This window comes from Bacillus sp. FJAT-27916 (genome assembly GCF_001183965.1).
In the GTDB taxonomy this organism is placed as follows: Bacteria; Bacillota; Bacilli; order Bacillales; family Pradoshiaceae; genus Pradoshia.
Genome location: NZ_LFZV01000001.1, coordinates 3,041,971 through 3,067,252 on the forward strand (window position 1 = coordinate 3,041,971; position 25,282 = coordinate 3,067,252).

At 42.6% G+C, this 25,282-nt stretch carries 30 protein-coding genes and 1 other annotated feature; of the genes, 8 read left to right on the forward strand and 22 right to left on the reverse strand.

Annotated elements, in window-relative coordinates:
• Positions 1-9: 9 nt before the first annotated feature.
• The 3 genes from opp3C to AC622_RS14885 all read right to left on the reverse strand — a co-directional run bounded on the left by opp3C (position 10) and on the right by AC622_RS14885 (position 3,914).
• Positions 10-1,038, reverse strand: a complete 1,029-nt coding sequence (gene opp3C / locus AC622_RS14875) for an oligopeptide ABC transporter permease (protein WP_049671777.1) — start codon at positions 1,036-1,038, stop codon at positions 10-12.
• On the reverse strand, positions 1,038-1,967 hold the full coding sequence (gene opp3b, locus AC622_RS14880; RefSeq protein WP_049671778.1) for an oligopeptide ABC transporter permease: 930 nt from the start codon (positions 1,965-1,967) through the stop codon (positions 1,038-1,040). Before opp3b ends, opp3C begins: the two co-directional genes overlap by 1 nt.
• Positions 1,968-2,264: 297 nt before the next feature.
• Positions 2,265-3,914 carry a peptide ABC transporter substrate-binding protein gene (locus AC622_RS14885; protein WP_049671779.1) on the reverse strand — a complete coding sequence of 550 codons (1,650 nt, stop codon included), beginning with the start codon at positions 3,912-3,914 and terminating at the stop codon, positions 2,265-2,267.
• A 364-nt stretch (positions 3,915-4,278) separates the two neighbouring features.
• Between AC622_RS14885 and AC622_RS14890 the strand changes: the two genes are divergently transcribed.
• Positions 4,279-4,656: a DUF3899 domain-containing protein gene (locus tag AC622_RS14890; RefSeq protein WP_049671780.1), complete on the forward strand. Its 378-nt coding sequence runs from the start codon at positions 4,279-4,281 to the stop codon at positions 4,654-4,656.
• A 54-nt stretch (positions 4,657-4,710) separates the two neighbouring features.
• Positions 4,711-4,961 (forward strand) — a binding site (T-box leader).
• A gap of 47 nt (positions 4,962-5,008) precedes the next feature.
• Positions 5,009-5,998, forward strand: a complete 990-nt coding sequence (trpS, locus tag AC622_RS14895; protein ID WP_049671781.1) for a tryptophan--tRNA ligase — start codon at positions 5,009-5,011, stop codon at positions 5,996-5,998.
• A 93-nt stretch (positions 5,999-6,091) separates the two neighbouring features.
• On the opposite strand, the gene AC622_RS14900 is transcribed toward trpS, so the two are convergent.
• The 4 genes from AC622_RS14900 to AC622_RS14915 form a co-directional block, all read right to left on the reverse strand.
• Positions 6,092-6,853, reverse strand: a complete 762-nt coding sequence (locus tag AC622_RS14900) for a YjbA family protein (RefSeq protein ID WP_049671782.1) — start codon at positions 6,851-6,853, stop codon at positions 6,092-6,094.
• A gap of 88 nt (positions 6,854-6,941) precedes the next feature.
• The gene (locus tag AC622_RS14905) at positions 6,942-7,742 is read right to left on the reverse strand and encodes a DUF2268 domain-containing protein (RefSeq protein ID WP_049671783.1); all 801 of its coding nucleotides are present in this window, start codon (positions 7,740-7,742) and stop codon (positions 6,942-6,944) included.
• 173 nt (positions 7,743-7,915) lie between these two features.
• Positions 7,916-9,154 (reverse strand): beta-ketoacyl-ACP synthase II, encoded by a 1,239-nt coding sequence (fabF, locus tag AC622_RS14910; protein ID WP_049671784.1) that lies wholly within the window; start codon positions 9,152-9,154, stop codon positions 7,916-7,918.
• A 37-nt stretch (positions 9,155-9,191) separates the two neighbouring features.
• Positions 9,192-10,127, reverse strand: a complete 936-nt coding sequence (locus AC622_RS14915) for a beta-ketoacyl-ACP synthase III (RefSeq protein WP_049672999.1) — start codon at positions 10,125-10,127, stop codon at positions 9,192-9,194.
• 177 nt (positions 10,128-10,304) lie between these two features.
• Between AC622_RS14915 and AC622_RS14920 the strand changes: the two genes are divergently transcribed.
• Positions 10,305-10,541, forward strand: coding sequence for a hypothetical protein (locus AC622_RS14920; RefSeq protein WP_049671785.1), 237 nt, complete (start codon positions 10,305-10,307; stop codon positions 10,539-10,541).
• 3 nt (positions 10,542-10,544) lie between these two features.
• On the opposite strand, the gene AC622_RS14925 is transcribed toward AC622_RS14920, so the two are convergent.
• From AC622_RS14925 to AC622_RS14935, 3 genes are all read right to left on the reverse strand, one after another.
• Entirely contained in the window at positions 10,545-10,733 is a 189-nt protein-coding gene (locus AC622_RS14925) for a ComZ family protein (protein WP_049671786.1), read from the reverse strand.
• Positions 10,734-10,810: 77 nt separating this feature from the next.
• Positions 10,811-11,584 carry a hypothetical protein gene (locus AC622_RS14930; protein ID WP_049671787.1) on the reverse strand — a complete coding sequence of 258 codons (774 nt, stop codon included), beginning with the start codon at positions 11,582-11,584 and terminating at the stop codon, positions 10,811-10,813.
• A gap of 58 nt (positions 11,585-11,642) precedes the next feature.
• Complete coding sequence (locus AC622_RS14935; RefSeq protein ID WP_049671788.1) at positions 11,643-12,359, reverse strand: hypothetical protein; 717 nt, start codon at positions 12,357-12,359, stop codon at positions 11,643-11,645.
• A gap of 228 nt (positions 12,360-12,587) precedes the next feature.
• Here AC622_RS14935 and AC622_RS14940 point away from each other — a divergent pair, with 228 nt between their 5' ends.
• Positions 12,588-12,776, forward strand: a complete 189-nt coding sequence (locus AC622_RS14940) for a YjzD family protein (RefSeq protein ID WP_049671789.1) — start codon at positions 12,588-12,590, stop codon at positions 12,774-12,776.
• Positions 12,777-12,845: 69 nt separating this feature from the next.
• Here AC622_RS14940 and AC622_RS14945 read toward each other — a convergent pair whose 3' ends face one another.
• The 8 genes from AC622_RS14945 to AC622_RS14980 form a co-directional block, all read right to left on the reverse strand.
• Positions 12,846-13,025, reverse strand: coding sequence for a YjzC family protein (locus tag AC622_RS14945; RefSeq protein ID WP_049671790.1), 180 nt, complete (start codon positions 13,023-13,025; stop codon positions 12,846-12,848).
• Between the two features lie 45 nt (positions 13,026-13,070).
• Positions 13,071-14,030, reverse strand: a complete 960-nt coding sequence (argF, locus tag AC622_RS14950; RefSeq protein ID WP_049673000.1) for an ornithine carbamoyltransferase — start codon at positions 14,028-14,030, stop codon at positions 13,071-13,073.
• A 52-nt stretch (positions 14,031-14,082) separates the two neighbouring features.
• On the reverse strand, positions 14,083-15,237 hold the full coding sequence (locus tag AC622_RS14955) for an acetylornithine transaminase (protein ID WP_049671791.1): 1,155 nt from the start codon (positions 15,235-15,237) through the stop codon (positions 14,083-14,085).
• Between the two features lie 17 nt (positions 15,238-15,254).
• Complete coding sequence (argB, locus tag AC622_RS14960) at positions 15,255-16,010, reverse strand: acetylglutamate kinase (RefSeq protein WP_049671792.1); 756 nt, start codon at positions 16,008-16,010, stop codon at positions 15,255-15,257.
• Between the two features lie 13 nt (positions 16,011-16,023).
• Positions 16,024-17,250 carry a bifunctional ornithine acetyltransferase/N-acetylglutamate synthase gene (argJ, locus tag AC622_RS14965; protein ID WP_049671793.1) on the reverse strand — a complete coding sequence of 409 codons (1,227 nt, stop codon included), beginning with the start codon at positions 17,248-17,250 and terminating at the stop codon, positions 16,024-16,026.
• 26 nt (positions 17,251-17,276) lie between these two features.
• The gene (argC, locus tag AC622_RS14970) at positions 17,277-18,314 is read right to left on the reverse strand and encodes an N-acetyl-gamma-glutamyl-phosphate reductase (RefSeq protein ID WP_049671794.1); all 1,038 of its coding nucleotides are present in this window, start codon (positions 18,312-18,314) and stop codon (positions 17,277-17,279) included.
• Positions 18,315-18,619: 305 nt separating this feature from the next.
• The gene (mobB, locus tag AC622_RS14975) at positions 18,620-19,159 is read right to left on the reverse strand and encodes a molybdopterin-guanine dinucleotide biosynthesis protein B (RefSeq protein ID WP_049671795.1); all 540 of its coding nucleotides are present in this window, start codon (positions 19,157-19,159) and stop codon (positions 18,620-18,622) included.
• The gene (locus tag AC622_RS14980; protein WP_049671796.1) at positions 19,147-20,409 is read right to left on the reverse strand and encodes a molybdopterin molybdotransferase MoeA; all 1,263 of its coding nucleotides are present in this window, start codon (positions 20,407-20,409) and stop codon (positions 19,147-19,149) included. Before AC622_RS14980 ends, mobB begins: the two co-directional genes overlap by 13 nt.
• A gap of 100 nt (positions 20,410-20,509) precedes the next feature.
• Between AC622_RS14980 and AC622_RS14985 the strand changes: the two genes are divergently transcribed.
• A complete protein-coding gene (locus AC622_RS14985) occupies positions 20,510-21,160 on the forward strand; it encodes an MOSC domain-containing protein (RefSeq protein WP_049671797.1) in 651 nt (216 codons plus the stop codon).
• A 32-nt stretch (positions 21,161-21,192) separates the two neighbouring features.
• Here AC622_RS14985 and moaA read toward each other — a convergent pair whose 3' ends face one another.
• From moaA to AC622_RS15000, 4 genes are all read right to left on the reverse strand, one after another.
• Entirely contained in the window at positions 21,193-22,200 is a 1,008-nt protein-coding gene (moaA, locus tag AC622_RS14990) for a GTP 3',8-cyclase MoaA (RefSeq protein WP_049671798.1), read from the reverse strand.
• 233 nt (positions 22,201-22,433) lie between these two features.
• Complete coding sequence (locus AC622_RS21575; protein ID WP_269431793.1) at positions 22,434-22,568, reverse strand: hypothetical protein; 135 nt, start codon at positions 22,566-22,568, stop codon at positions 22,434-22,436.
• A gap of 97 nt (positions 22,569-22,665) precedes the next feature.
• The gene (locus tag AC622_RS14995) at positions 22,666-22,974 is read right to left on the reverse strand and encodes a metal-sulfur cluster assembly factor (protein WP_049671799.1); all 309 of its coding nucleotides are present in this window, start codon (positions 22,972-22,974) and stop codon (positions 22,666-22,668) included.
• Positions 22,975-23,050: 76 nt separating this feature from the next.
• Complete coding sequence (locus AC622_RS15000; RefSeq protein ID WP_049671800.1) at positions 23,051-23,800, reverse strand: prolyl oligopeptidase family serine peptidase; 750 nt, start codon at positions 23,798-23,800, stop codon at positions 23,051-23,053.
• Positions 23,801-23,941: 141 nt separating this feature from the next.
• Between AC622_RS15000 and AC622_RS15005 the strand changes: the two genes are divergently transcribed.
• From AC622_RS15005 to AC622_RS15015, 3 genes are all read left to right on the forward strand, one after another.
• Positions 23,942-24,760: a Cof-type HAD-IIB family hydrolase gene (locus AC622_RS15005; protein ID WP_049671801.1), complete on the forward strand. Its 819-nt coding sequence runs from the start codon at positions 23,942-23,944 to the stop codon at positions 24,758-24,760.
• 83 nt (positions 24,761-24,843) lie between these two features.
• On the forward strand, positions 24,844-24,981 hold the full coding sequence (locus tag AC622_RS15010) for a hypothetical protein (RefSeq protein ID WP_049671802.1): 138 nt from the start codon (positions 24,844-24,846) through the stop codon (positions 24,979-24,981).
• Between the two features lie 2 nt (positions 24,982-24,983).
• On the forward strand, positions 24,984-25,184 hold the full coding sequence (locus AC622_RS15015) for a DUF3813 domain-containing protein (protein WP_049671803.1): 201 nt from the start codon (positions 24,984-24,986) through the stop codon (positions 25,182-25,184).
• The last annotated feature ends 98 nt before the right edge of the window (positions 25,185-25,282 follow it).

The window sequence follows — 25,282 nt, forward strand, 5'->3', positions numbered from 1 at the left end:
CCTCCGCTACTATTTTCTCATTTTTGGATCTAGCGCATCGCGCATTCCATCAGCTAATAAGTTAAAGCTCAAAATCAAGATACTGATTGTAAGAGCTGGAATAATCAATAAATATGGGAATGAACGTAAGTATCTGAACCCTTCATTCACCAGGGAGCCCAATGAAGCTTCCGGAGCAGCAATCCCTAAACCGATAAAGCTTAAGAATGCTTCTGTGAAAATGGCCCCTGGAATAGTGAACATCGATGTAACAATGATTGGGCCTAATGTATTAGGTAATAAATGTTTAAAGATAAGACTTGAATTTGTAGCTCCTAATGTTTTAGACGCGAGCACATATTCTTGATCACGAAGCTTCAAGAACTGCCCGCGGACCATTCGAGCCATACCTATCCACCCCGTAACAACCATGGCAAGCGTGATGGACAGTACCCCTGGCTTATCGAATATCAAAATCATCAAAATAACGACAATTAAATATGGAATCCCTACAAGCACCTCTATAATCCTCTGCATGAACGCATCAATTCTTCCGCCAAAGAAACCGGATACGCCGCCATAGGTAACTCCTATGAAGAATTCGATGACAGCTGCTAAGACGGCAATGTATAAGGAAATTCTCGCTCCATACCAGATCCTTGTCCATTGGTCACGTCCTAAATCATCTGTACCAAACCAGTGGTATGTGTCTTCATACCCTTTAGCCTCATACACATTGTTCCCATTTTTATCCGTTCCGTCAAACGGAAGCCAAGATATATTTTCAAGACCTTGAACTCTTGGCGGAAATTTTGATTTCCCTAAATCCTGTTCCTTAAAAGTGTATCCGGATACCATCGGTCCAAAAATCGCCAGAAGGACAAAGATGATAATCACTATTAATCCAGCAACGGCACCTTTGTTTTTGAACAATCTATGTCTCGCATCCTGCCAAAATGTTAAGCTTTTTCTTTCAATCTTTTCAGCATCATTACCTTTTGGACCAACAACCTGGAATAATTCAGGAGAGAGATTTTCATTTTGTATGTTTTTTTCCATTATTTCTTCCCTCCTGCTAAACGAATACGAGGATCAACAACACCGTAAAGGATGTCTACCACAAATATGACTAAGATAAATAGCACACTGTAGAAAATGGTTGTACCCATAATCGTTGTATAGTCATTCTGATTAATGGAGCTAACAAACTGGTACCCAAGACCAGGAATAGCAAAGATTTGCTCGATAATTAATGTTCCTGTCATGATATTGACTGCCATCGGTCCAAGAATCGTAATGATTGGAATTAAGGCGTTACGAATTCCGTGCTTGATAACAACACTTGTACCGGACAGCCCTTTTGCTTTTGCTAGTGTAATATAATCGGATCCCATTACTTCAAGCATCTCAGAACGCATGAATCGGGCAATGGAAGCAATTACACCAGCGGATAATGCGAGTGTAGGCAGTATTGTATACTCAAAGCCTTCCCAGAAAGCAACAGGGAATACCTCCCACTTAACAGCCAAGAAGTACTGCAGGAAAGCAGCAAAAACGAATGATGGAATCGAAGCCCCTAGAACCGCAATGACAGTTGCACTGAAATCAACCCATGTATTATGCCGAAGAGCGGCAAATATTCCTAAAATAAGCCCCATAATTGTCCCAAACAGTAAGGCCTGGAAACCGAGGTGAGCAGAAGCTCCAATACGTGTCGCAATCAATTCTGTAACTGGGCGATTATCATACTGGAAGGATGTCCCTAAATCACCTTTAAGCAAATCTCCCATATAGTTAACATATTGCACAGGTACCGGGTCATTTAACCCATACTTCTCGTAAATAATCTCTTTTTGTTCTGCTGATAGCTTTTCTTGGTTCTTTAAGGGAGAACCAGGAAGCATTTTCATTAAGAAAAAGGTAGCAGTGGTAATAACAAAAAGGGTAATGATCATATAGAGTAATCTTTGTAGTGTAAATCGCAGCATAATTAGCCCCCCTTTTTTCTATCTAGCATCGTTAAATATACTAGTTGTCCTTTTATAAGTATTCTCTGTGGAATGGACTTATATGGCAATTTACAAGATTGTTCCAGCCATATAAGTAATCAATTAGATATTGCGACCCATTCCACAGAAAATAGATAACGATATCAACAACCTATTTAACATAATGCAACACTCAAAAAATTTACAGTCAATTCTGAATACAATCCCATAACTAGGGAAAAGGAGAGTACAAGCCCTTTTTTGGCTTGCACTCTCCTAGATAGGCTCACGAAGATTTTATTCCTCGATTGATACCCACTTGTAGCTGTAGTCCCCACCGAATGAGTGAGTAAGTAATCCTTTAACTTTATCTTTCATCAAGTAAGCTCCACCACGTTGGTAAATTGGGGCAATAACAGCTTCTTCTTCAATAAGAAGTTTCTCTGCGTCTGCCATAGCAGCATCACGTGCTTTTAAATCATCAAGAAGTGTAGTGCTAGCATCCTTGATTAATTTATCGTATTTAGCGTTGCTGAATTTACCGTGGTTATTTCCGTTGCCAGTTGTGAACATATCCAAGAATGTCATAGGGTCTTGATAGTCAGGGCCCCATCCAGAGAAGGAAATGTCGAAATCACCTTTTGCTTGAAGATCCAATTTATTTTGGAAAGGCTGTTGGCTGATTGTAAGCGTGAAGCCTTCAAGTACAGATTCCATTTGCTCTTTCAGGTATTCACCTGTTTTCTTAGCAGCATCAGAATCATAATTTAACAATTCAAGCTCAATTTTATCTTTACCAAGTTCTTTTAAGCCTTCAGCCCAAAGCTTAGCAGCTTCATCTTTATTTGTTTTAAGCATATCTCCGTTTACGTCACGGAAATCTTTGCCGTCTTGAGTTGTGTAGAATTGTTTCGGCACGATATAGTAAGCAGCAACTGAACCATTATTCAAAATAGTATCAACATAAGATTCTTTATCAAATGCCATTGTTAAAGCCTTACGGATTTTTGTGTTTGCTAGAATTTCATTTTCTTGGTTGAATTCCAAGTAGAAAACAGAAGCATCTGGTTCAGTTAGGAACTCTTCGGAATCCTTAAAGTTATCAACATGTTCAGCGGATAGGCCTACACGATCGATTTTACCAGTTTCATATAGGTTAACTGCTGTGTTTGTATCTTTAACAATCTTGAAGTTTACTGTTTCAAGCTTTACAGTATCTTTATCCCAATACTCTTTGTTCTTGGAAAGCTTAAAGCTTTCTTCATGTTTCCATTCAGATAGTGTGAAAGGACCATTATAGATTGTTGTATCTGCTTCTAAACCATATTTATCGCCTTGCTCTTCAACGAATTTTTGGTTTTGAGGCATGAATGTTCCAAAAGAAAGAAGTGATTTAAAATAAGGAACCGCATTTGCTAATTTAACTTCGAGTGTATTGTCATCAATAGCTTTAACACCTAGCTCAGAAGGTTTTTTCTTTCCTGAGTTAATTTCTTGGCCATTCTCAACTACATACATCATGTATGCATATTGAGCACCAGTGTCAGGATTAACAGCCTTTTGCCAAGCATAAACGAAATCGTGAGCTGTGACAGGATCGCCGTTAGACCATTTAGCATCTTTTCTTAATTTGAAAGTGTACGTTTTGCCATCTTCGCTTACTTCTGGCTCACCCTCAGCTACACCGTCAGTAACCTCATCGTTCTCACCTAAACGGTAAAGACCTTCCATAACGTTATTCATAACGTTGAAGGATACTGCGTCAGTTGCTAAAGTTGTATCCATAGATGGGATTTCAGACGATTCAACAACATTAAGTACTTGTTCTACTCCCTCTGTGCTCCCGCCGCCTTTGCTAGATGTACTGTCATCGCCAGAACATGCAGCCAAGAACGTGCTTAAAGCAAGAATCATCACAAGGAATAATGACACTTTTTTTGCTTTCATACAGTTAATGACCTCCCTATTTTTTTCTCTTCTAATTTTCAGAAGATTTCGTAACCAATAATAAATGCTTTCTGACAATTTTGCAATCTTTTTTTACAATTCCGTTAAGTTACTGTGTCAGTAGAAAGTCAAACCTGCCGTCAAAAGCTTGTTTTACTTAGGTAACGCATGAATAAACTAAAACAATCTTTTTATATTTTCAGAATATTCAAAACAGATACCTTGTAAATTAACTTTTAGAAAACATAGTAATATATTAAAATTTTATTTAAAATCTTTCAACTCCTAATTTAAAAAATAAACTTTTAATTTCAAAAAAGGTATAATATTATTACAACAACGCTAAACAAAATGGAGGACAATCATGATATCTCCCAGCAGACAATATTTGATTCTAAATGCATCCGCTCTTCTTATTGCATTAGCCTACTCTCTCTTTCAACCGGAAATCCTTCTTCCTTTCATTAATGCCTACTTTATGATTGGGCTCGTATACTTAAGTATCGGAGCGATGATGTTTGTTATCGGCCGCGGATTTTTCAGCATTTTCGCCCATAGCTATAAAAAGGTTATGAAGAGAAGTACAAAAAAAGAAGAATATATTTCCGAGCTTTCGGGCGATACTGAAGAAAAAGGGCCTGATATGAAGGTGCTCACCTCCTCTTGGACCCGTCCGCTCATCTATTCCGGAGCCTTATCCTTTCTGATAACTTTTGCCTGTTCCTATATGATGATTAGGTAGTTGCCAAAAACGGGATATTTGAGTAAAATATCATTACTTAAAGCTTACTAAATATGACAGGCTATGATGGAGAATAGTACGGCAATTGAAAGGATCTCAGAGAGTTTGTGGTCGCTGCGAACAAACATCCCCCTTGCCCGAATGGACTTACCTGAGCCTCCTGCCGGAACTAATAGTATGGCATGGACGTTAATGCCCGCGTTATTGGGCAATCATGCTTTCATAATAAGCATGATATAGAGCCGGTTTATGTATGAAGATCATAAACAATTAGGGTGGTACCGCGAATCCCATTCGTCCCTTTTTTAAGAGGATGAATGGGATTTTTTTATTACTGAAAGGAGTTTTTAAGATGAAAACGATTTTTTCCGGCATTCAACCGACTGGAACAGTTACATTAGGAAATTATATTGGAGCAATGAGACAATTCGTCAAGCTTCAGGATGAATATCATTGCTATTTCTGTATCGTAGATGAGCATGCTATTACCGTTCCGCAAGACCGACTAGAGCTAAGAAAGAATATTAAGAGTCTTGCTGCTCTTTACCTTGCTGTTGGAATCGACCCTGAAAAGGCAACAATCTTCATTCAATCAGAGGTTCCGGCCCATACCGAGGCAGGATGGATTATGCAATGTAATTCTTATATTGGCGAGCTTGAAAGAATGACTCAGTATAAAGATAAATCACAGAAGCAGGCGGCCATTTCAGCGGGTCTGCTCACATATCCGCCATTGATGGCAGCCGATATCCTTCTATATAAGACCGATATCGTCCCTGTCGGTGATGACCAAAAGCAGCATGTTGAATTGACCCGTGATATCGCAGAGCGATTCAATAAGAAATACGGGGAGATCTTCACCATTCCTGACATTCAGCTCCCGGCTCATGGTGCAAGGATCATGGCCCTGCAAGAACCGACCAAAAAGATGAGTAAATCCGATACAAACCAAAAGTCAACCATCCGCCTATTGGATGACTTGAAGCAAATTGAGAAAAAGATTAAGAGTGCAGTCACTGATTCTGAAGGAATCGTGAAATATGACCGCGAGAACAAACCAGGCATCTCCAACCTGCTGGATATTCACTCTGCTTTAAGCGGAGAGCCCGTATCAAGCATTGAAGCACGATTTGAAGGAAAAGGCTATGGAGATTTCAAGGCAGAGGTTGCTCAGGTTGTCGTCAATACCCTCCGCCCGATTCAGGAACGTTACAACGAGCTGCTCAACTCTCCTGAGCTTGATGAAATACTTGATAAAGGTGCATTTGAAGCTAATAAAGCAGCTAATAAGACATTAACAAAGATGAAGAATGCCGTAGGGCTAGGCAGAAAAAGACGCTAAAACGCAAAAAAAGAGTGCAGATTACGCAAGCTTGCTTGCAGTCTGCACTCTTTTTCTATTCAGAAAAAACTATTTTCATAAGAAAAGGCCATCCTACAGCATGGATGGCCGGTCACCAACTTCCATTTCCCACAGCTTTTCAAAGAAAGGCTGACCTTTTATGAGACGTTCGCACAGCATTGTGTGCTTTCCTGTCCAGCCCTGCTTCATTTCATCAAATAACTTCTGCCATATTTCCTCAAAGCTCATTTCAAGCACATTGGAGTATTCCTCCGGGGCCCATTCCGTATACCAATAGCGGATTTCAGCTGTATTGCCGGCATTCTTTAATTGATCCAGTGCCATGAAGAGCAGCTGCTTCAATTGACGCTCACGTCTCGTTAGTCCAAGCATACTAGTTGGCGAGGGGGAGAGTATATGATATTCCTTCTTCTTGTAATCCGCGATCATAGAGGCATAATCATATTTTTCCGGTTCAATATTTTGGATCATTTCATAAGCCAATTGCTCCTGACGAGGAATAAGGCGGCTCTTGCGGATTGGGATACTGTAGCCAATCGTATCGATGGCAATAATGCCTGTCCCATCAGTTGCGACAAAGCAATAATCCATTGGAATACGTTCATGATTCTTGCGAATATAAGCCTTCTTATAGACTTCCTCCAAAAGGCTTGATGGAAGCTCCAATAAATCATTTTCGATGTAGTGAAATAAAACAGGCTCCAGCTTCAAAAGAGGCACTTGATCGAGTAATTCTACCGTGTCTTCTTTTCTCCACTCATGAAAACTGCAAATATTATAGCTATTTTCTTCTCCTTCAAACCAATTCACCCAAACATCATGGAGATACAACATACCAGAATATCCCTCGCTTCTATCCTATTTGTCAATCATTATAGGCAGAATTCATGGAAAATATTCCTGTTTCTACGGGAAATTCCGATTAATCCGTCTGTTCCCCGGCTAGTTCCTGCCAACGACTGATGATATCCTTGGCTGAATGAGTAAATAACGCTTTTGTCTTCAACCCTTTATATTCTGCATAATCCTTCACGACCCTGTATCCCGCTTCATACCCCCCCATCTTCGGCACACCGCCGCCGCCGAAAAGCAGCCTGTCATGCAGTGGATCATTTCTCTCCAGCTCAAAGTTGGGAACATAATTCGATTTAAGTCTTTTACGGACTTCGTCAGTTGTATGTCTTTTTGTCCAAGGCGCCAAATACGGCGTACCGCAATATTCACTCACTGCATATTCAGCCAAGCCTTCCATCACAATCGAGCTTGCCAAATTGCTTTCCATTCTTTCATCCAGTATAGAAAGGCGTGTAGCATGATGATATTCATGAACAAATAAAGCTTCTAACTCCTTCTTCTCAATATCCCCAGAGACAAAGAGAAACAGTTTATCGACAAAGGCGAGTCCCGCCTTCCTTTTTTCAGCAGGCCTGAAAAGTCTAAGGCCCTCCATTGCCACAGGAAAAATGAAGATAGGAATATCCGGTCCATTCCATTCCTTTTGATACTTCTTGAAATATCCTTCTGCCTCATCCCATATAGCTCTTTCCTTCATCTGTTCGTAGATAACCTTAGTCCTTTTATTGGGACGATACATTCCCGTCTTTTTTAACGTTTCAATCAATGCTTGTTCCTGGGAATGAACCGTTTCTAATATATGGTCTTCCACCTTCCTCATATCTCCAAAAGACTCATCAAGCCATTTGTCTGTCCTGATAATGCCCATCTTTGTTCACTTCCCCAAATCATTTGCTCCTGCATTATATGAAGACCCCTATGTTTTGGGAATGGTGAATAGGCACAATCCAATAAAAAAAGCAGGAGACTAGCCAGAAGGATTCATCTTTCAACCTTCGGGCAATCATCTCTTGCCTTTTATTTCATCGTGACATAATATTTTTATTCGTATTTCTTAAAAACAATCGTTGCATTATGACCGCCAAAGCCAAAGGAGTTGCTCATCGCACAGCGAACGGTCTTTTCTCTCGCTTCATTCGGGACATAATCCAAATCACACACTGGATCCTTTTCATGATAATGAATAGTCGGAGGAATAAGATCATTGACAATTGATAGTACCGAGAAAATGGCCTCTACTCCGCCGGCAGCGCCAAGCAAATGTCCGGTCATAGATTTTGTTGAGCTCACAGCCAACTGGTAGGCATGCTCGCCAAACACAGATTTAATGGCCATTGTTTCTAAAGAGTCATTGTATTCAGTACTCGTTCCATGTGCATTAATGTAATCAATGGCGTCAGAGGAAAGCTTGGCATCATCAAGAGCCATTTTCATTGCTCTCGCACCGCCTTCTCCCTCAGGTGCAGGAGCTGTAATATGGTGAGCATCACCAGTAGATCCATATCCAACAATTTCCGCATAGATTGGTGCCTTTCGCTTCATTGCATGGGATAGCTCCTCTAGCACCAGTACGCCTGCTCCCTCTCCAATGACAAAGCCATCTCGATTCTTATCAAATGGCCTGCTAGCTGAATCTGGGTCTGGATTCGTGGAAAGAGCTGTATTGGCGCAGAAACCCGCCAAGGCCATTCTCGTAATCGGTGCCTCCGCTCCACCGGTGACTATGACGTCAGCATCCCCGCGCTGAATGGCTTTGAAGGCATCGCCGATTGAATTTGTCCCTGTAGCACAAGCGGTAACTGTACAGGAGTTAATTCCCTTAGCCCCAAGCATGATGGAGACTTGGCCGCTCGCCATGTCTGGGATCAGCATCGGTACAAAAAACGGACTTACACGTCTATGGCCTCTTTTTAAGAACACATCATATTGTTGTTCAAAGGTTTCCATTCCGCCAATTCCCGATCCAATCCAGACGCCTACTCGCTCGGCATTTTCCGGTGTAATCTCCAGCTTAGAGTCCTCTACTGCCATCTTGGCTGCCGCAATGGCATAGTGAGTAAAGCGGTCCATCTTCCTTGCTTCCTTTCGGTCCACATAATCCGTTATTTCGAAGTCTTTTACTTCTCCAGCAACCTTTGCCGGAAATTCGTCTGCATTCACTCTTGTCAAAGGCCCTATCCCAGATACTCCATTAATAGCTTTCTCCCAATTCTCTTTGACAGAATTTCCTAATGGAGAAACAGCTCCCATGCCTGTCACAACAACTCGTTTCAGCTCCATGTACAATCGCTCCTTCTATGTGATCTCAATCATTCGTTTATTTGCCCCAGCGTATAGCGGCCGCACCCCAAGTGAGACCGGCACCAAATCCAACCAGGACAATTAAATCCCCGTCTTTTATTCTCCCAGCTTCTACTTCTTCACATAATGCAATCGGAATCGAGGCTGATGAAGTGTTTCCATATTTATGAACAACTTTAGACATCTTTTCAACCGGAAGCTCTAAACGCTGCCTAGACGCTTCCATAATACGAATATTCGCTTGATGAGGAATGAGGAAATCAACCTCTTCCTTCGTTAAACCAGCTTTCTTCAATACATTAAGAGAGGACTCACCCATTTGTCTGACCGCAAATTTAAATACTTCCCGACCGTTCATTGTAATGAACTCATCCGCTTTCTCTAGATGCTTTCCGCCCGAACCGTCAGAACCAAGCTCAAACGAGAGAATTCCTCTGTCTTCACTGACTGGCCCCATCACGACAGCACCTGCTCCATCTCCAAACAGTACAGCTGTATTACGGTCATTCCAATCCGTAATCTTTGATAGTTTTTCTACACCAACTACAAGAATGTGGCGGTAATCACCAGACTTTATATATTGTGAGGCAGTAACAATTCCATATGTAAATCCGGCACAGGCAGCACTGATATCCATGGCCGCAGCCTTACTTGCACCCAGCTTATCCTGAATGATGCAAGCAACTGACGGAAAAGCCTTATCAGGGGTAACCGTTGCAACCAAAATCAAATCAATCTCCTCTGCTGTAATAGCAGCATCCTTTAATGCTTGGACAGCTGCTTCATACGCCATGTCAGAAGTATCTATCCGCTCATCAGCGATTCTTCTTTCCTCAATGCCAGTGCGTGTACGAATCCATTCGTCTGAAGTGTCTACGGTCTTTTCTAAATCAAAATTGGTGACCACTTTTTCCGGCAGGAATCTCCCTACTCCTAATATGCCAGCATTCATCATAGCACCTCTCCTAATGTTCATGTTTTATTAATTGATATTAAGACTTGGTACTAATTTTAAAAGAAGCCATTCCTCTTTGCAAGAAATTTTTTGGAATAAGGTGAATGTCATATCCACTTGGACAGATTATTCATATTCTAATGTAGACAACTAAACGTATGGAGGTGTTATTTCATGGATCTATTCCCTAGGAAGAGGCAAGAAGACGGTGATGGCTTAGACCGTCTCATGTTCGGTCCTCGTCCCAATAAAAAAGAGACAGCCTCAGCGAAGCCATCCCAATCATCCAATCAGCAAATCGATATTGTTAAACTAATGGAGCACTCAGACACCCTGCTCAACAGCGTATCTGAGCTATCACCAGTCTTGCGCAAAATTCCGTCCTTTATTTCAAAGTTTATTTCAAAATAGCCTTTATTTTCTGGCTGCCTTTCCATCCTTAAAGCCTTTTTCATAGGCATCATTCATGATACTTGTAAATATGTCCATAAAGGGGATTAAATCTCTCTTGTGAATATCGAGATTGCTCTCCGCCATTCTTTTCTTGATTTCCGGATAATGCTTCATGGCCATCGATAAGTAATCTATCTTCCTTTTTGACATCCCCCAGCCCCCTCAGCAAATTGAATCCCCTTTCATGTAGAAGAGAAAGGGGATTTTTCTTATTTGGCATACAATGGTTAGCCCTGACGAAATAGGCTCCTTTTCCTGACTTGGTTGACATGCCTTCGCAGCATCTCTACGCCCTTTTCCGGCTTTATGGGAGCATTCACAACATAAACCTGCTCCTCTTCTTTATTGGAAGGGAAGGCCCTTCCCGGCATCTCCCGTTCTCTGTCATAGATAATATGGTATCCAAGCTCCTTTAGTACCTCATACCAATGATTTTCCACACCAGACCTCAGCTGATAGTTCCCGCTCTTCGATTCAGCAATCTCCAGAATACTCATGACCGCATCATCAATATAAAGGAGGTCCCCCCGGTCTGCCTTCTCATATTCTTCGAAAGGAAATGAGCCTCCCGTAAGACATTGTTCAAAGACACCCTCCTCCCTCCATGGTCCATACACATCTGGCAGCTGAATCTGAACATTTGATTCAGACCACTTCATTACATCTATGAGAGGCCGCTGGTGATTACCAGTGATATAAACAATCTTGCCGGTCTTTTTCTTATTCAGTTCCAAAAATTCCTCAACATCAGGCAAGCTTATGTCCTCTTGGTATACATACAGAATAGAATCCTCTTCCTTACTGAATGAAAATTCCTCTATTGAATACAAGAGCAAATTGGCATTTCGGCCGATATATAATTCCTTTTCTTCTCTAACCCCCTTATCTAAATAGGGTAAAGAGGGTTCAATACCAATCACTTCTTGACCGTCTTCCATCAGCTGCGAGCATAGCTCAAAGGCCACAAACGAAAATGGCGACATAACGATATTCCTTGGCATAGTAAAACCCCCTGCCGTTTTCTACACATTATGCATGGGAAACAGGGGTTATGCTCTCTTATAATTGTTTTTCATGCCTCTTAAAGAATGAATTCATTTGATATGGGATACTGTATCGCTTCTCAGGGGTTATATAGTTGATGTCAAAATGCGGGTGAGTGGATGCGATATGCTGATAATGTGCTTTTAGATTTTTTTCGTAGGAATTTATCACATGCATCAACAGGACAGGAATCTCTTCAGGAATTCGGCAGTCATGCCTGCCTTTAAGCCAGTTAGCCGCATCAGCGGTTTCCATATTATATGCATGGCTTATTTCTTTCATAAATTTTTTATGAAAGAATTTATTTTCTTTTTCTTTTTCATAACGCTTTAGCAAAGATAATTCCGGATCGACCATCGCTATAGAGCGTATCTTTCCATCAAGGAGCACGCAGAGGCTTTCAAGAAGAAGTGCACCTGTTCCTTCAGCCAGAAGATGAATTTTATCATTCACAATTTCATGACGGATGAAATGAGCATATAGTTCAGCAAGTGTGTCAGAGGCTCCTTCCTTTCCCCAATGGGCACCGAGGTTTGTGGCAAAAAGGGTGTACCCCTTCCCTAAAAGATGATCCACCATTTGTCTTTTACCAGGATGCTCCATCCAAAAGTTCGTTTTTTCATGGATATAATGTCTTTCCCCGCCTACAAGCAGGATTGAAAAACCGCTCGGCCGTTCCGGGTAAAAGATGGTTGTCCATTCATGATTAAATCGAAATGTTTTTTGATTCATCATCATTTTCCCCTTACTAATTGGTACTTTGATAATGTATGTAGAAGTGCAGGAAGGTGTCCGGGCATTCCCCCCTTTCCTGCTCTTATGTAGATGGATACATAATTTCATGTGTTTGGGGAATGATAATGGATATATATTTGGAAAAATTAGCTTAACGAAATAGTTTCCAGCTTATTTGATCTATGATAGAATAATTAATGATTGTAGATGAACGGGGTGAACAAGTTGAAATATCTTTTTACATTTATCTGGACATTTGCATTAACACATATGGTCATGTACGTAACGAGCTCTATGGTCGAAGGTGGAGAATATGTATTTAGCACTGCATCTATTCTCGCTGTCGTCATCACTGTTTTGATTCTTATCGTTGCGGCGATCATTCCAAATGAACCTGTACAAGAGCATCATTAATGGATGAACGCAATAAGCAAAAAGGACAGCCCTTCGGTTGTCCTTTTTGCTTACCGTAATATCATTTCCTTACGGCTTTCTGACATATGTCCAATGTCTATTATGATTCGAGTTCTCCGGAAACGCATCTCCGGCCTTCAATCGAATTTTCTTCGGATTAACAATATTGCTTCCTGTTTCTCCGATCTCAATATACTCACCGTTATTCGGCGCCTTCTGTCCATGCTTAAAATGACGATTCTGTCCCAAGAAAATCCCTCCTTTTCTCTTCTAGAATCCCCATTTTCCATTTATTCATGCCTGCCTTGGCGTTGCCATTAAATCAACAAGCAAGGCTTTTTGTGCATGCAGACGGTTGCCAGCCTGCTTCATAACTACAGAATGCCCTGAATCAATGATAGCGGCTGTTACCTCTTCACCACGATGGGCCGGCAGGCAATGCATAAACAGATAATCCTCTTTCGCACAAGCAGTCAGCTCTTCATTGACTTGGTAGGCTGCGAAATCCTTCAGCCTTTTTTCATTTTCTAATTCCTGCCCCATGCTCGTCCAGACATCACAATAAATCACGTCTGCATTTTGAGCAGCTTCATATGGGTCTTGCATAACCTCTACTTTCGCTCCCGTACCTTTCGCCGCTCTTTTTGCCTTATCTACCACTTCCTCGTCTGGCTCATAACCAGGCGGAGTCGCACAGACAATATGCATACCGGCCAGTGCACCAGCAACCAGCAAGGAGTTCGCTACATTATTCCCGTCACCAATATAAGCCAGTTTTACCCCGGAAAGCACACCCTTCATTTCCTTAATTGTCAATAAATCTGCCAATGCTTGGCATGGATGCTCCAAATCGGTCAATCCATTAATAACAGGGACAGTTGCAAATTCAGCTAAAGCTTGGGCCCGCTCATGTTCATGTGTTCGAATCATTAATCCATCTACATACTCTGATAACACTTGAGCAGTATCACTTATCGGCTCTCCCCGTCCGAGCTGTGTATCATGACCACTTAAGAAAATAGCGCTTCCGCCAAGCTGAAGCATGCCGGTTTCAAAAGAAACCCGTGTTCTTGTAGAGTTCTTCTCAAAAATCATGCCGAGTATCTTCCCTTTAAGAGGAAGATCGGAATATCCAGCCTGCATGCGGGCCTTCAATTCCTCCGCAAGGTCCAGCAGGTCTGCTAGCTGTTCACATGTCAGCTCTCCCATTTCCAAAAAATCCTTCTGATTTACGATTGGTTTGATTCCATACATAATTCTCAACCTGCATTTCCCCTCTCCCAATTATGCTTCCATTCATGAATTTCTAGTTAGAGACTTTAAGCCCGCATACTTCTTCTATTTTCTCTAAAGCGATTGATAATTCTTCCCTAGTCACGGTCAAAGGCGGAAGCAGCCTCACAACATTTGCTCCAGCAGTCAGTACTAATAATTGCTGTTCCTGCAGGCTCATTATATAGGGAGCAGATTCATGATACATCTCAAGACCAATCATAAAGCCTTCTCCCCGAACCTCTTTAATTGCCGGCGAACGCTCAGCGAGCTCCTTCAATTTATCCATAAACCAGGCTGATTTCTCTCTCACCTCTTGCAGGAAGGTTTCATCGTTCATTTTTGTGAGAACAGCCTTGCTCGCAGCAAGAGATATGGGGTTACCCCCGAAGGTTGAACCATGAACTCCCGGTGAGAATGCCTCCTCTAGTTCAGCCTTTGCGATAACAGCGCCAATTGGCAGTCCATTGCCAAGACCCTTTGCCGTCGTGATGATATCAGGCTTCACATTCGGATATTTCAAATAAGCAAATGGATAACCGGTCCGTCCATTCCCCGTTTGCACCTCATCAATGATCAAGAGGGCATTGTTCTTTTGGCAAATTTCGGTCAACCCTGACAGAAATACTTCTGTTCCAGGAATAACACCGCCTTCTCCCTGAATTACCTCTACCATGACTGCAGCTGTTTCTTCATCTATCTCCTGTTCGAAAGCCTCCAAATCATTAAATGGAAGATAGCTGAACCCTTCTAGCACGGGGCCAAACCCACTATGAATGGAACTCTGTCCAGTCGCTGCCATCGCTCCAAATGTTCTTCCATGAAAGGATTGGCTGCACGTGATTATAGTTGTTTTCCCTGTTGCTCTTCTAGCAAGCTTCAGTGCTGCCTCATTTGCTTCTGTACCACTGTTGCAGAAGAATACCTTGTCAAGTCCGCTCAACTGAGCCAATAGGGACGCAGTTTCCTCTTGAATAGGAAGCTGAAATAGATTGGAGGTATGCCAAAAGCGCGCTAGCTGTGCTTGAACCTCCATCATGACCTCCTCATGACCATGACCGAGATTGACTACTCCAATACCCGAGGTGAAATCCAGATAGTCCTTTCCATCCTCTGCTGAAAGCCAAGTCCCTTTGGCCTTAACCGGGGTAATTCCCCATTTTTTATATACCGGAAGTAATGATGACAATGCTTTCCACCCTTTCTTTAGGCCCCAAGAAACGTACCCTTCCACTCTTTATTCGAAAAGAAACGGGATACTCCACTCGTTATGAGAATGGTTGAGGCTCCTTCTTGCTTCGCCTGTATGGCGGCGTTCACCTTGGGAATCATGCCCCCATAAATCGTGCCTGTATCAATTAATTGATGAATCTCCGCCTCCGTTATATGGTCAATCGTGCTGGGACCATTTCTTATCCCGGCTACATCTGTAATAAATATACACAGCTCTGCATGGAGCGCCGCAGCAACAGCTCCTGCAGCAGTATCCGCATTTACATTCAGTTTCCCCCCGTCTTGATTAAGGGAAATCGGTGTCAGAACTGGATACACCTCTTTAGCCAAAAGAACATCAAGCAGGGTGGTATCGACTTTTCGGATTTTTCCAACTTCTCCAAGTGCCGCTTGATCAATATGCTCTGCCTCCAGAATCGCACCATCCGAACCATTTAAGCCAACCGCTTTAAAACCATGAGATTGAAGCATATGCACTAACTGCCGGTTCGTTTTGCCGGCTAGAACCAGCTCGGCAATTTCCAGCGTCTCCTTCGTTGTCTTCCTGAGACCATTCTCAAATTGAACAGGAACTTCAAACCTATCCAACATCTCATTAATGTCTGGTCCTCCGCCGTGAACAAACACGAATGAATATCCTTCACTTCGCAATTCAGCCAAACTGTCAAAGAATTGATCTGATAAGCGGCCAATGATGCTGCCGCCGCATTTAATTACTATGGTTTTCATCTGCCCGTCTCCCCTACGTTCGATAGCTGGCATTGATTTTGACATAATCATAGGTCAAGTCGCAGCCCCATGCCTTGCCTGCACCAAGTCCATCCGCCAATTGGATGAGAATCTGCACTTCATCTCCAAGCAAATAATCACGCGCCTTTTCCTCATCAAAAATGACCGGAGTACCGTGATGAAAGACTTCAACAGGACCAAAGGAAATACTAACCCTTTCCTGATTAAACGGGATATTGCTGCGTCCCATTGCACCAACAATCCTTCCCCAGTTTGCATCTGCACCATAAACGGCCGTCTTAACGAGATTAGAAGCAATCACTGTCTTGGCGATGGTCTTTGCTTCTAGGTCAGTTTCTGCACCAGTCACATGAACCTCCACTAATTTCGTCGCACCCTCTCCATCACGAGCTATTTTCTTTGCGAGACATTCACATGTCTCCTTCAGCAAGGTCATAAAGATAAGCCAATCAGGATGGTTTTCATTCAACAGCTCATTTCCGGCGGCACCGTTAGCCATAACTAGAACCATGTCATTTGTGGAGGTATCTCCGTCAACGGTAATCTGGTTAAAGGAGATATCGGTCACCTTCCTTAACGCACGTTCAAGTGATTTCTGCTCAACCTTAGCATCCGTGGTCACAAACCCAAGCATTGTTGCCATATTGGGATGAATCATACCAGAGCCTTTAGCCGCCCCTCCCATGGAAACAGTCACTCCATCGATAACGGCTTCAAACGCACACTTTTTCGTACAAGTATCTGTCGTCAAGATTGCCTTTTCAAAACCTTCCCCGCCGGACGATTCCTTTGTGAGTTCAATCTCTTTAATACCGGCTGTAATCTTCTCAATCTCGAGGAATTGACCAATCACTCCCGTTGATGCGACAGCTACATCATAGGGGGTTAAGCCGAACTTATCAGCAACTGCTGCCCGCATCGTTTCGGCGTCCTTTAATCCGCGTTCTCCAGTACATGCATTTGCACAGGCACTGTTCACAACCAATGCTTGCAGGGTACCGTTTTTTGCAATGCTCTCCTTCGTAACATGGATTGGCGCTGCCTGATAAGAGTTCAATGTATATACCGCTGCTGCCTGTGCCGGCCTCTCTGAATAAAGAATTCCTAAATCATTGTGTGAATAGCGAAGCCCAGCATGAATTCCTTCTGCCCAAAATCCCTTCGGTGCCAAGATACCGCCGTCGATTGCTTTCATTAACTCCTTCACCTCTGCATTCATACATACCTTCCTCTCCATCATTCTCTTTACGGGAACACTGGAACTAAGCGCAGACCCTCAGTCTCCTCAAGTCCCATCATGATATTTGCATTATGGACCGCTTGACCCGCAGCCCCTTTAACAAGATTGTCAATCACAGATACAAGTGTGACTCTGCCAGTCCTTTCATCCATTCGAAAGCCGATATCACAGTAGTTCGTGCCATACACTTCCTTGGTTGATGGGAATTGATTATCCCCTCTCAGCCGAATGAAAGGTTCGTCTCCATAGTGATCCACTAGAGTCCTTTCAATTTTGCTTGCTGTCACACCCTTTTTTACCTTTGCATGTATGGTTGCCATGATTCCTCTTGTCATCGGGACAAGATGAGTCGTAAACATGACCGGTTCAAGGGAAGCATCCCAATGCCTCAGTTGCTGTTCAATTTCTGGGATATGCTGATGTTTATGGACTTTATATATCGATAGGTTCTCATTTGTCTGAGCATAATGAGTCGTATCCGTACTCTTTTTCCCTGCCCCTGATATACCTGACTTAGCATCGATAATGATGTCGCTCGATTCAATCAATCCATTGGCTGCCAGGGGTGCAAGTGCTAGAAGGGAAGCGGTTGAATAGCAGCCTGGATTAGCGATCAGCCTGGCATTTGCGATTTCCTGTCGGTTCCACTCTGACAATCCATAAACAGCTTCCTGCACATATTCCGCTTTAGCAGCCGGCTGTTTATACCATTTCTCATATTCACCTTGTCCCTTTAGTCTTAAATCCCCCGACAAGTCAATGATCTTCAGATTTTTCTCATATAATCCAGGTACCAATTTCTTTGCAATTCCGCTTGGCAAAGCCAAGAATACGAGATCGCTTGTATTTGCAATCTCATCGGCATCGTACACCTTCATTATTAGCTGTGTTAAGCCGTGCAATTGCTTGTTCTCTGAGTCTAGCCTTGAACCGGCTGTCGAAGAGGAATATACACCTGATAAAGAAAAGGAAGGATGATTTGCCAAAAGCCGAATCAATTCCATTCCGCTATAGCCAGTCGCACCAACAACAGAGACATTCATTTATATTCCACCTCTTAACAATTTTTTAAAATTCAGTAATATCTATTTATTATAGTTATGTATAATTATAAAATCAAATGTATTTTTATAATATTTTAAACAGAATAATCCCCCTAAGATTTTTTGAACAATTCATATTCCAAACAATCAGATTCATACACGCAATTCGTTTATCCTTTCTAACAAACTGCGAAATATCATTTTATACATTTATTCCCTTTTCCATCCCTATGTATCTCCTAAAAATAAATCATCAGGAACATAAATAAAAAAGCGCACCGCCCAGTTCTTTCGGGCGGTAACGCTCATATCCTTTCGTGATTTAATTTCATTTTTCCCATCAACCATTCGAAGATCTGCATATTCTCCTCTAATGAAAAGACTGCCACGTCAAAGGGAATCCATTCATGGTTCTTGTTTACTTCAGGCCAAAGAAGTACTGCCTGACAATTCGTTAATTCCTCTAATAAAGACAGACCCTCTTCCTCACGAATCAGCACAATCTTAGGGTACGGTGCCTTCTTATATCCCTCTAAGATAATAATTTCCGGATTAAAGACCATTAATAAGGCTAGATTTTTATGCAAAAAGGATTCCTCATCCATCCGACCTTGCAGATGGATGAATCCTTCTCCTTCCACTAGTGCTGCTGCCGCTCCTGCATGGAAGTGCTTATCGGAATCCTTCCATGCAGTTGAATCAGGCTTACCACCATGGCCATGATGCTTAAGCACGGCTGTCTCTATTCCTTTTTCTTTTAAATAAGCAATCATTGAAAGAATAAATGTCGTTTTACCGCTATTTTGATAGCCGACCACTTGCCAAACAGGTGCTACCAAGGCCATGCACTCCCTTCTTCATCCTCAAGCAAGAGAATATCCACCTCTTCCCCCTTTTGATACCCTCTTGTCCCGCCGGGGAGAATGGCAAAAGAATTGGCAGTAACTAAGCTCATCACCATATTGGACTTATCCTTTCCACTCGGAACGACACAAAGCCGGCCATCCTCGTAATAAGTACGACTCCTGACAAAGCGGGTAAAGGGGTTTGCCTTTGTGAAATCCTCACCGAGTACAGCGCTCACTCTCTTAAGGTGGGGATTTGGTGAGTGGAGCATTGTGCGGATGATTGGCCTGACAAATAATTCAAAACCAACATAGCTTGCTGAGGGATTCCCGGATAAGCCGAAGAGGATTTTCCCTCCCATGGCTGCAACAGTTGTCACGCTGCCCGGCCTCATGGCAACCTTATTAAACAGAACACGCGCCCCAAGGCGATGATAAATATCGGGCATATAATCATAATCACCAACCGAAACCCCGCCAGTCGTAATCAGCAGATCCACTTTATCCAAAGCATCACTTATAGCCGAATAGCTCCCTTCAAGATCGTCAGGCAAGATACCGAAAAATTTCACATCCCCTCCAGCTCTCTTAATCTGGTCAGCCAGCATATAGGAATTGCTGTTTCGTATCTTTCCTGGCTGCAGTTCCTCACCCACATCAAGCAGCTCCGTTCCCGTTGCAAAAAGACCGATAACAGGCTTCTTCGCCACGGGGACCTTCGTATAGCCAAATGTCGCTAAAACCGCCTTAATTCCCGGGTTCAACTTTGTTCCCTTCTTTACGAGCAACTCTCCCTTCCTCGCATCCTCCCCCTTAAACGATACATTCTCTCCCTCTTTCACCTTACGCTTGATCTGGATGAAGTTCCTGCCGTCCCGTTTTATTTCACGAACGAGCTCAAGCATGATAACAGCGTCTGCCTCTGCCGGCATTTGAGCGCCTGTCATGATTCTGACAGCTTGGTTATCCTCAAGCTTTCTTGTCGCAACCATACCAGCACCAATCTCTTCGATCACTTCAAATTCAACCGGGAAATCCCTTGATGCATGAAGTGTATCCCTCGAACGTATAGCAAACCCGTCATATGGAGAGCGATCAAAATAAGGTACATCATGAGTTGCGGTTATATCTTGTGCGAGTGTTTCATTAAAGCAAGTATGTATAGGCAGTAATTCATCCTGTCCAATCAGCGCATGCTCCATAACTCTTTGAACAGCTTCCCCTACCGGTATCGGTTTCCTCATCTCCATCTTTCTTTCCACCTCATTTTCATTCTATCTATCAACCAATATTTTGAAATTTACAATATCCTGCTATAATCAATCTTATACATGAAAGGCGGGATTCATCATGCTAGAAGGCCATATCGAAAGCGTGCGCATTGGTACGCCCAAACCATTGCCCTACCGCAGCAAGATCGTACAATCAGCCATCTTTAAAGAGGCAGTCACAGAACCGATTTATGTCACCCTCACGAACCTAGATGGCGACATTCAAGCCGATACGAAGCATCATGGCGGCCCAGATAAAGCCGTTTGTGCATATGCAGCGGAAAACTATGCATTTTTTACCGAAAAGATTGGCCAAGCCTTCCCTTTTGGCTCCTTTGGAGAAAATTTAACAGTCAGCGGTCTCAGAGAGGATTCAATCATGATTGGTGATATTCTCTCTATCGGGGAATGCATTCTGCAAGTATCCCAGCCGCGGGAACCTTGCTATAAAATCGCTGCAAGGCACAATCTCGTTCAGCTGCCTGTGTGGATTAGGCAGACAGGCTATTCCGGTTATTATTTCCGCGTATTGAAAGAAGGCAGCCTTCAAGCAGGTGACAGCGCCATTCTTAAAGAAAGGGGCAAAGGCGGGATTACTGTTGCTTCAGCAAACACCATTATGTATGGAGATGATACCCCTTCTGAACAAATTAAGCGGCTTTTAAACGAGGAGGCATTATCAGCCTCCTGGAGCAAACAGCTGACGAAGAAACTAGCAAGCCTCACATGAAGATGAGCACCCAGGAAAATGGGTGCTTTTTTTCATCCGCCAATATAGGACATTTCAATTTTCTTTCGCAGCTTAGATGCAGCTTCGGTTCTCTGGTCAGAATAACGGTCATGACGATGGTTCCAAATCGATACAATTCGTTCGCGTAAAAGTTCATTCTCACTCGAACTGCGCAGCAGGTCTCTTATATCATGGCCAGCCTCACTGAATAAGCATGTATATACATGACCATTTGCTGATAATCTTGCCCTCGTGCAACTGCCGCAGAATGATTCTGAAACGGAGGTAATAAATCCAACTAGGGTATTCGTATCCTTATAACGGTATTTCTTCGCTACTTCACCAAAGTAATCCGGGTCTAGCGGCTCAAGTTCAAACCGCTCATTCAATAGGACAAAGATATCCTTCTTCGTAATAACCTCATCCATCTTCCAGTCATTAGTCGTGCCGACATCCATGAATTCTATGTAACGAAGCTGCACACCCTCTTCTCTGCAAAATTCTGCCATCGGGATAATCTGGTCATCATTCATTCCTTTTTTGACAACCATGTTCACCTTCGTCTCAAAGCCGGCCTCCTTAGCAGCCCGAATCCCATCTACAACAGGTTTTGTCCCTATTCCTCTTCCATTTATCAGCTTAAATAAAGATTCATTTATACTGTCCAAACTAATATTGACCCTGTTAACCCCCGCTTCCTTAAGGGCTTTCGCCTGCTTTGGAAGCAGGATTCCATTCGTCGTCAAAGCAATATCCTCTATCCCTTTGATACTGGACAGCATATTTACCAGTACAGGTAAATCTCTTCTAAGAAGCGGCTCTCCTCCAGTCAAGCGAATCTTCTTTACCCCGAGCTCAGCAAAAACAGAGGCTGTTCGTTCTATTTCTTCAAATGTTAAGAGCTCTCCCTTTGGAAGGAAGGTATACTCCTGATCAGCAGGCATGCAGTATTGGCACCTCAAATTGCATCGGTCAATGACCGAAATCCTTAAGTCCCTGAGAGGTCTGTCAAGCATATCTGTTATTTGTTCATTATTCATTTGTCTCCCCCCTATTCATTGCGAGCTCTCCTACATCCTACCTTATACCTTAATTATGTATAACAATTACCAATAGAGTCATATATTTGAATCCCTTAATTTATGATACATACCCTTTTTCTAATGTGACTAATCCTCTTCCTATCCTTTATGCCAGAGGGAATCCGTTAAGTCCATTCCATTTCGTATCATTAAAAAGAGCCGGATGGTCATCCCACCGGCTCTCTGGACAGTTACTTTTCATTATGGTCATCATTATGAGCAATCAGGATAATATCCTTTCCCAGTTCCTCGCTGAATTGCTTTTGATATTCATTCAATTTCTGCACTTGATGATCATTTAGCTTTGCAATTTGATAATTGTTCATGATTTTTCCTCCCTGGCTGGACAATATTCAAAGAGACAAACTCTTTATATACTATCATTCCCAAAAAGGTGAAAATCATTTTATAAGGGATATGCTCTTACTGAATGCCAAGAGCAATTTTCGCATAACGGGACATCCGGTCCTTAGTCCAGGCGGGAGTCCATACAATATTCACATCCACGTCCTTCACTTCAGGAAGATCCTTCAATGCATATTTCACTTGATCGACAATTGTGCCAGCAAGCGGACAGCCCATCGCCGTCAAAGTCATCGTGACAGTCGTATTGCCTTCCTCATCCATATCAACATCATACACAAGTCCAAGATTTACTATATCAATTCCCAATTCAGGGTCTAATACATCCTCTAAAGCACCCATAATGCTATCTTTCATATCTTGATCCATTAATTTTAGCTCCTTTCCTTGCACCTCTTTGTCCTAATCCTACCAAAATTCATGTTCAGTGGCTATTTTTTGAACCTTATATGACCTTTTCTTCAATCCAGTTTACAGCCTCAAGCAAGCCTTTTCTTGTAACCGCATGGCCTGCTTGCTCATCTGTCACATATGTAACCTGCTCATCCTTAAAATGCCGAGCCTGACTTTCGAGGAAGGTGCGTATGCCAGCTATCGGGACAACCGGGTCCTTCTCGCCGTGCCAAATAAATAACGGTCTTCCATTCAGCTTTTCAGGCTGCAAGGATAAATCATATTTGGTTAAAGCATCCAAGGTTTCCTTAACCTCCGCCTCGCTGATTCCTTCTAGCCCTTGTTTCAGCATCCCATGGGTAAAATCTTGGTAAGCAGGAGTCCCCATCATGCTGACAGCTGCCTTAATCCACTCATATTGTGTAAGAGCCCCAAAGGTTGTGATTGCCCCCATAGATGTTCCTCCAAGCGCAATTCGATCATGAATCACATAACCATACTCCGTTATATAGTGCTTAATTTTCGGTAATTCTTTAATAGACGATAGAATAATCTTCCAGAAAGATTTAGACATCACCTCTTCTGAATAGTCTCCCCCTCTTTCCCCATGCATAATCGCATCTGGAAGAAACACTCTGAACCCACGCTCAGCAAGGAGATAAGCATAATGAAGATTATGCTCTTTCGCGCTCATGAATCCATGCAGAAAAATAAACCCTGGCAGCGGGATATTCTTCAAATCCTGCTTGCCGATGATCAGCATTGGAACATCTTCTACCGTTACTTTCTCTATTTGAATCATTGTGCTTCTCCACCTCTTTACATATATTTTACAAATCAATAAATACCATTATTCGGCTATACTTGATATGATTATATAAGATATTACACATGATGGTAATGATATACCCTTAAAAATTCAGATGATTCAAAGGAGAGCCATATGTCAGAAAAACATTTAATTGTGCTGGATTTAGACGGCACACTCTTAAAAGATGATAAAACGATTTCACCAAGAACCAAAAACGTGCTCCAAACCTTAAAGAACAACGGCCATGAAGTCATGATTGCAACCGGAAGACCGTTCCGCTCAAGTGAACCATACTACCGCGAGGTTGGCATGACGACTCCTATCGTGAACTTTAACGGGGCATTTGTCCACCATCCCCTATCCAAGTCATGGGGAATGCACCATACGCCACTGGATATTAAGGTAGCAAAGGACATTGTTGAAGCATTGGATCACTACCGTTACTTCAATATTATAGCTGAAGTGAAGGACGATGTTTATTTCCATTATCATGACGAGAAATTACTTGATGTCTTCAAGATGGGCAATCCAAGCGTCACAACTGGTGACCTCCGCCGCTTCCTGCAGGATTCGCCAACATCCATGCTAATACACACAGAGGAGGAGGATGTCAAACAAATCCGCAAGCATCTATCTGATGTTCACGCAGAAGTCATTGACCACAGACGCTGGGCTGATCCATGGCATGTCATTGAGATTGTCAGGAACGGATTAAGTAAAGCTGTCGGCATCGACAAGGTAGCCAAGGATTTAGGCATTCCAAAGCAACGCATCATTGCTTTTGGCGATGAAGATAATGACCTGGAAATGATTGATTATGTAGGAACTGGTGTGGCTATGGGCAATGGGATTGAACAATTGAAATCAGTCGCTAACCATATTACCTTAACGAATGAGGAAGACGGAATTGCTGTATTCCTTGAAGATAAATTCAATATTAAAAGTGCATGACTAACAAAAATTCTTCCTGGACATGATAGTAAAGGACGGAGGAATTGTCCTCTGTCAAACATTGAATGCAGGAGGTATTTCTCATGGGAAAAAGAAATAAATCCAAACGCTTTGTCCAGCAAGGGAAGGATGCCGTCGCTAAGCATAGCGAGAAGTTTCCGTATCGTTTAACGATGGCAGAAGCTGAATCCAAAAATCAGAATACCTTTGCGGGGCTTTAATTATGCGGAATGAATTATTTGGTCGTGCAAAGAAAGCCGTTGAACTAGCCTATAACAGCAATGGAAGCCAGCCGGAATTGATTGCAAAGGCAAGGAATGAACTTTCCTCAGCTTTTGCCAATTCCACCATTGCTGAACAAGCGCAGCTTCATCAAATGCAAGATCTGCTTGATTCCCTGGAAAACAGCATTCAAATCGAGTAGGAGGGGGCGACTAACCCCCGACCTCTCAGACCACCGTACGTACGGTCCCGTATACGGCGGTTCAATCAAGTTGATGACGCAAGGTTTCATACCGACCT

What these genes read in the sequence shown, in the direction of transcription:
- AC622_RS14935 (WP_049671788.1), bottom strand. Translation starts at nt 12,359, where the DNA reads ATGAATCAAAAAACATTTCGATTTAATCATGAATGGACAACCATCTTT.
- fabF (WP_049671784.1), bottom strand. Translation starts at nt 9,154, where the DNA reads ATGGAGCTGAAACGAGTTGTTGTGACAGGCATGGGAGCTGTTTCTCCA.
- AC622_RS14920 (WP_049671785.1), top strand. Translation starts at nt 10,305, where the DNA reads ATGGATCTATTCCCTAGGAAGAGGCAAGAAGACGGTGATGGCTTAGAC.
- moaA (WP_049671798.1), bottom strand. Translation starts at nt 22,200, where the DNA reads ATGAATAATGAACAAATAACAGATATGCTTGACAGACCTCTCAGGGAC.
- opp3C (WP_049671777.1), bottom strand. Translation starts at nt 1,038, where the DNA reads ATGGAAAAAAACATACAAAATGAAAATCTCTCTCCTGAATTATTCCAG.
- AC622_RS14925 (WP_049671786.1), bottom strand. Translation starts at nt 10,733, where the DNA reads ATGTCAAAAAGGAAGATAGATTACTTATCGATGGCCATGAAGCATTAT.
- AC622_RS14995 (WP_049671799.1), bottom strand. Translation starts at nt 22,974, where the DNA reads ATGGATCAAGATATGAAAGATAGCATTATGGGTGCTTTAGAGGATGTA.
- AC622_RS15000 (WP_049671800.1), bottom strand. Translation starts at nt 23,800, where the DNA reads ATGATTCAAATAGAGAAAGTAACGGTAGAAGATGTTCCAATGCTGATC.
- mobB (WP_049671795.1), bottom strand. Translation starts at nt 19,159, where the DNA reads ATGGCCTTGGTAGCACCTGTTTGGCAAGTGGTCGGCTATCAAAATAGC.
- argB (WP_049671792.1), bottom strand. Translation starts at nt 16,010, where the DNA reads ATGAAAACCATAGTAATTAAATGCGGCGGCAGCATCATTGGCCGCTTA.
- argF (WP_049673000.1), bottom strand. Translation starts at nt 14,030, where the DNA reads ATGTATGGAATCAAACCAATCGTAAATCAGAAGGATTTTTTGGAAATG.
- AC622_RS14900 (WP_049671782.1), bottom strand. Translation starts at nt 6,853, where the DNA reads ATGTTGTATCTCCATGATGTTTGGGTGAATTGGTTTGAAGGAGAAGAA.
- AC622_RS15005 (WP_049671801.1), top strand. Translation starts at nt 23,942, where the DNA reads ATGTCAGAAAAACATTTAATTGTGCTGGATTTAGACGGCACACTCTTA.
- opp3b (WP_049671778.1), bottom strand. Translation starts at nt 1,967, where the DNA reads ATGCTGCGATTTACACTACAAAGATTACTCTATATGATCATTACCCTT.
- AC622_RS14985 (WP_049671797.1), top strand. Translation starts at nt 20,510, where the DNA reads ATGCTAGAAGGCCATATCGAAAGCGTGCGCATTGGTACGCCCAAACCA.
- AC622_RS14980 (WP_049671796.1), bottom strand. Translation starts at nt 20,409, where the DNA reads ATGGAGATGAGGAAACCGATACCGGTAGGGGAAGCTGTTCAAAGAGTT.
- AC622_RS21575 (WP_269431793.1), bottom strand. Translation starts at nt 22,568, where the DNA reads ATGAACAATTATCAAATTGCAAAGCTAAATGATCATCAAGTGCAGAAA.
- AC622_RS14885 (WP_049671779.1), bottom strand. Translation starts at nt 3,914, where the DNA reads ATGAAAGCAAAAAAAGTGTCATTATTCCTTGTGATGATTCTTGCTTTA.
- AC622_RS15015 (WP_049671803.1), top strand. Translation starts at nt 24,984, where the DNA reads ATGCGGAATGAATTATTTGGTCGTGCAAAGAAAGCCGTTGAACTAGCC.
- argJ (WP_049671793.1), bottom strand. Translation starts at nt 17,250, where the DNA reads ATGAATGCAGAGGTGAAGGAGTTAATGAAAGCAATCGACGGCGGTATC.
- AC622_RS14905 (WP_049671783.1), bottom strand. Translation starts at nt 7,742, where the DNA reads ATGGGCATTATCAGGACAGACAAATGGCTTGATGAGTCTTTTGGAGAT.
- AC622_RS15010 (WP_049671802.1), top strand. Translation starts at nt 24,844, where the DNA reads ATGGGAAAAAGAAATAAATCCAAACGCTTTGTCCAGCAAGGGAAGGAT.
- AC622_RS14930 (WP_049671787.1), bottom strand. Translation starts at nt 11,584, where the DNA reads ATGCCAAGGAATATCGTTATGTCGCCATTTTCGTTTGTGGCCTTTGAG.
- trpS (WP_049671781.1), top strand. Translation starts at nt 5,009, where the DNA reads ATGAAAACGATTTTTTCCGGCATTCAACCGACTGGAACAGTTACATTA.
- AC622_RS14890 (WP_049671780.1), top strand. Translation starts at nt 4,279, where the DNA reads ATGATATCTCCCAGCAGACAATATTTGATTCTAAATGCATCCGCTCTT.
- argC (WP_049671794.1), bottom strand. Translation starts at nt 18,314, where the DNA reads ATGAATGTCTCTGTTGTTGGTGCGACTGGCTATAGCGGAATGGAATTG.
- AC622_RS14915 (WP_049672999.1), bottom strand. Translation starts at nt 10,127, where the DNA reads ATGAATGCTGGCATATTAGGAGTAGGGAGATTCCTGCCGGAAAAAGTG.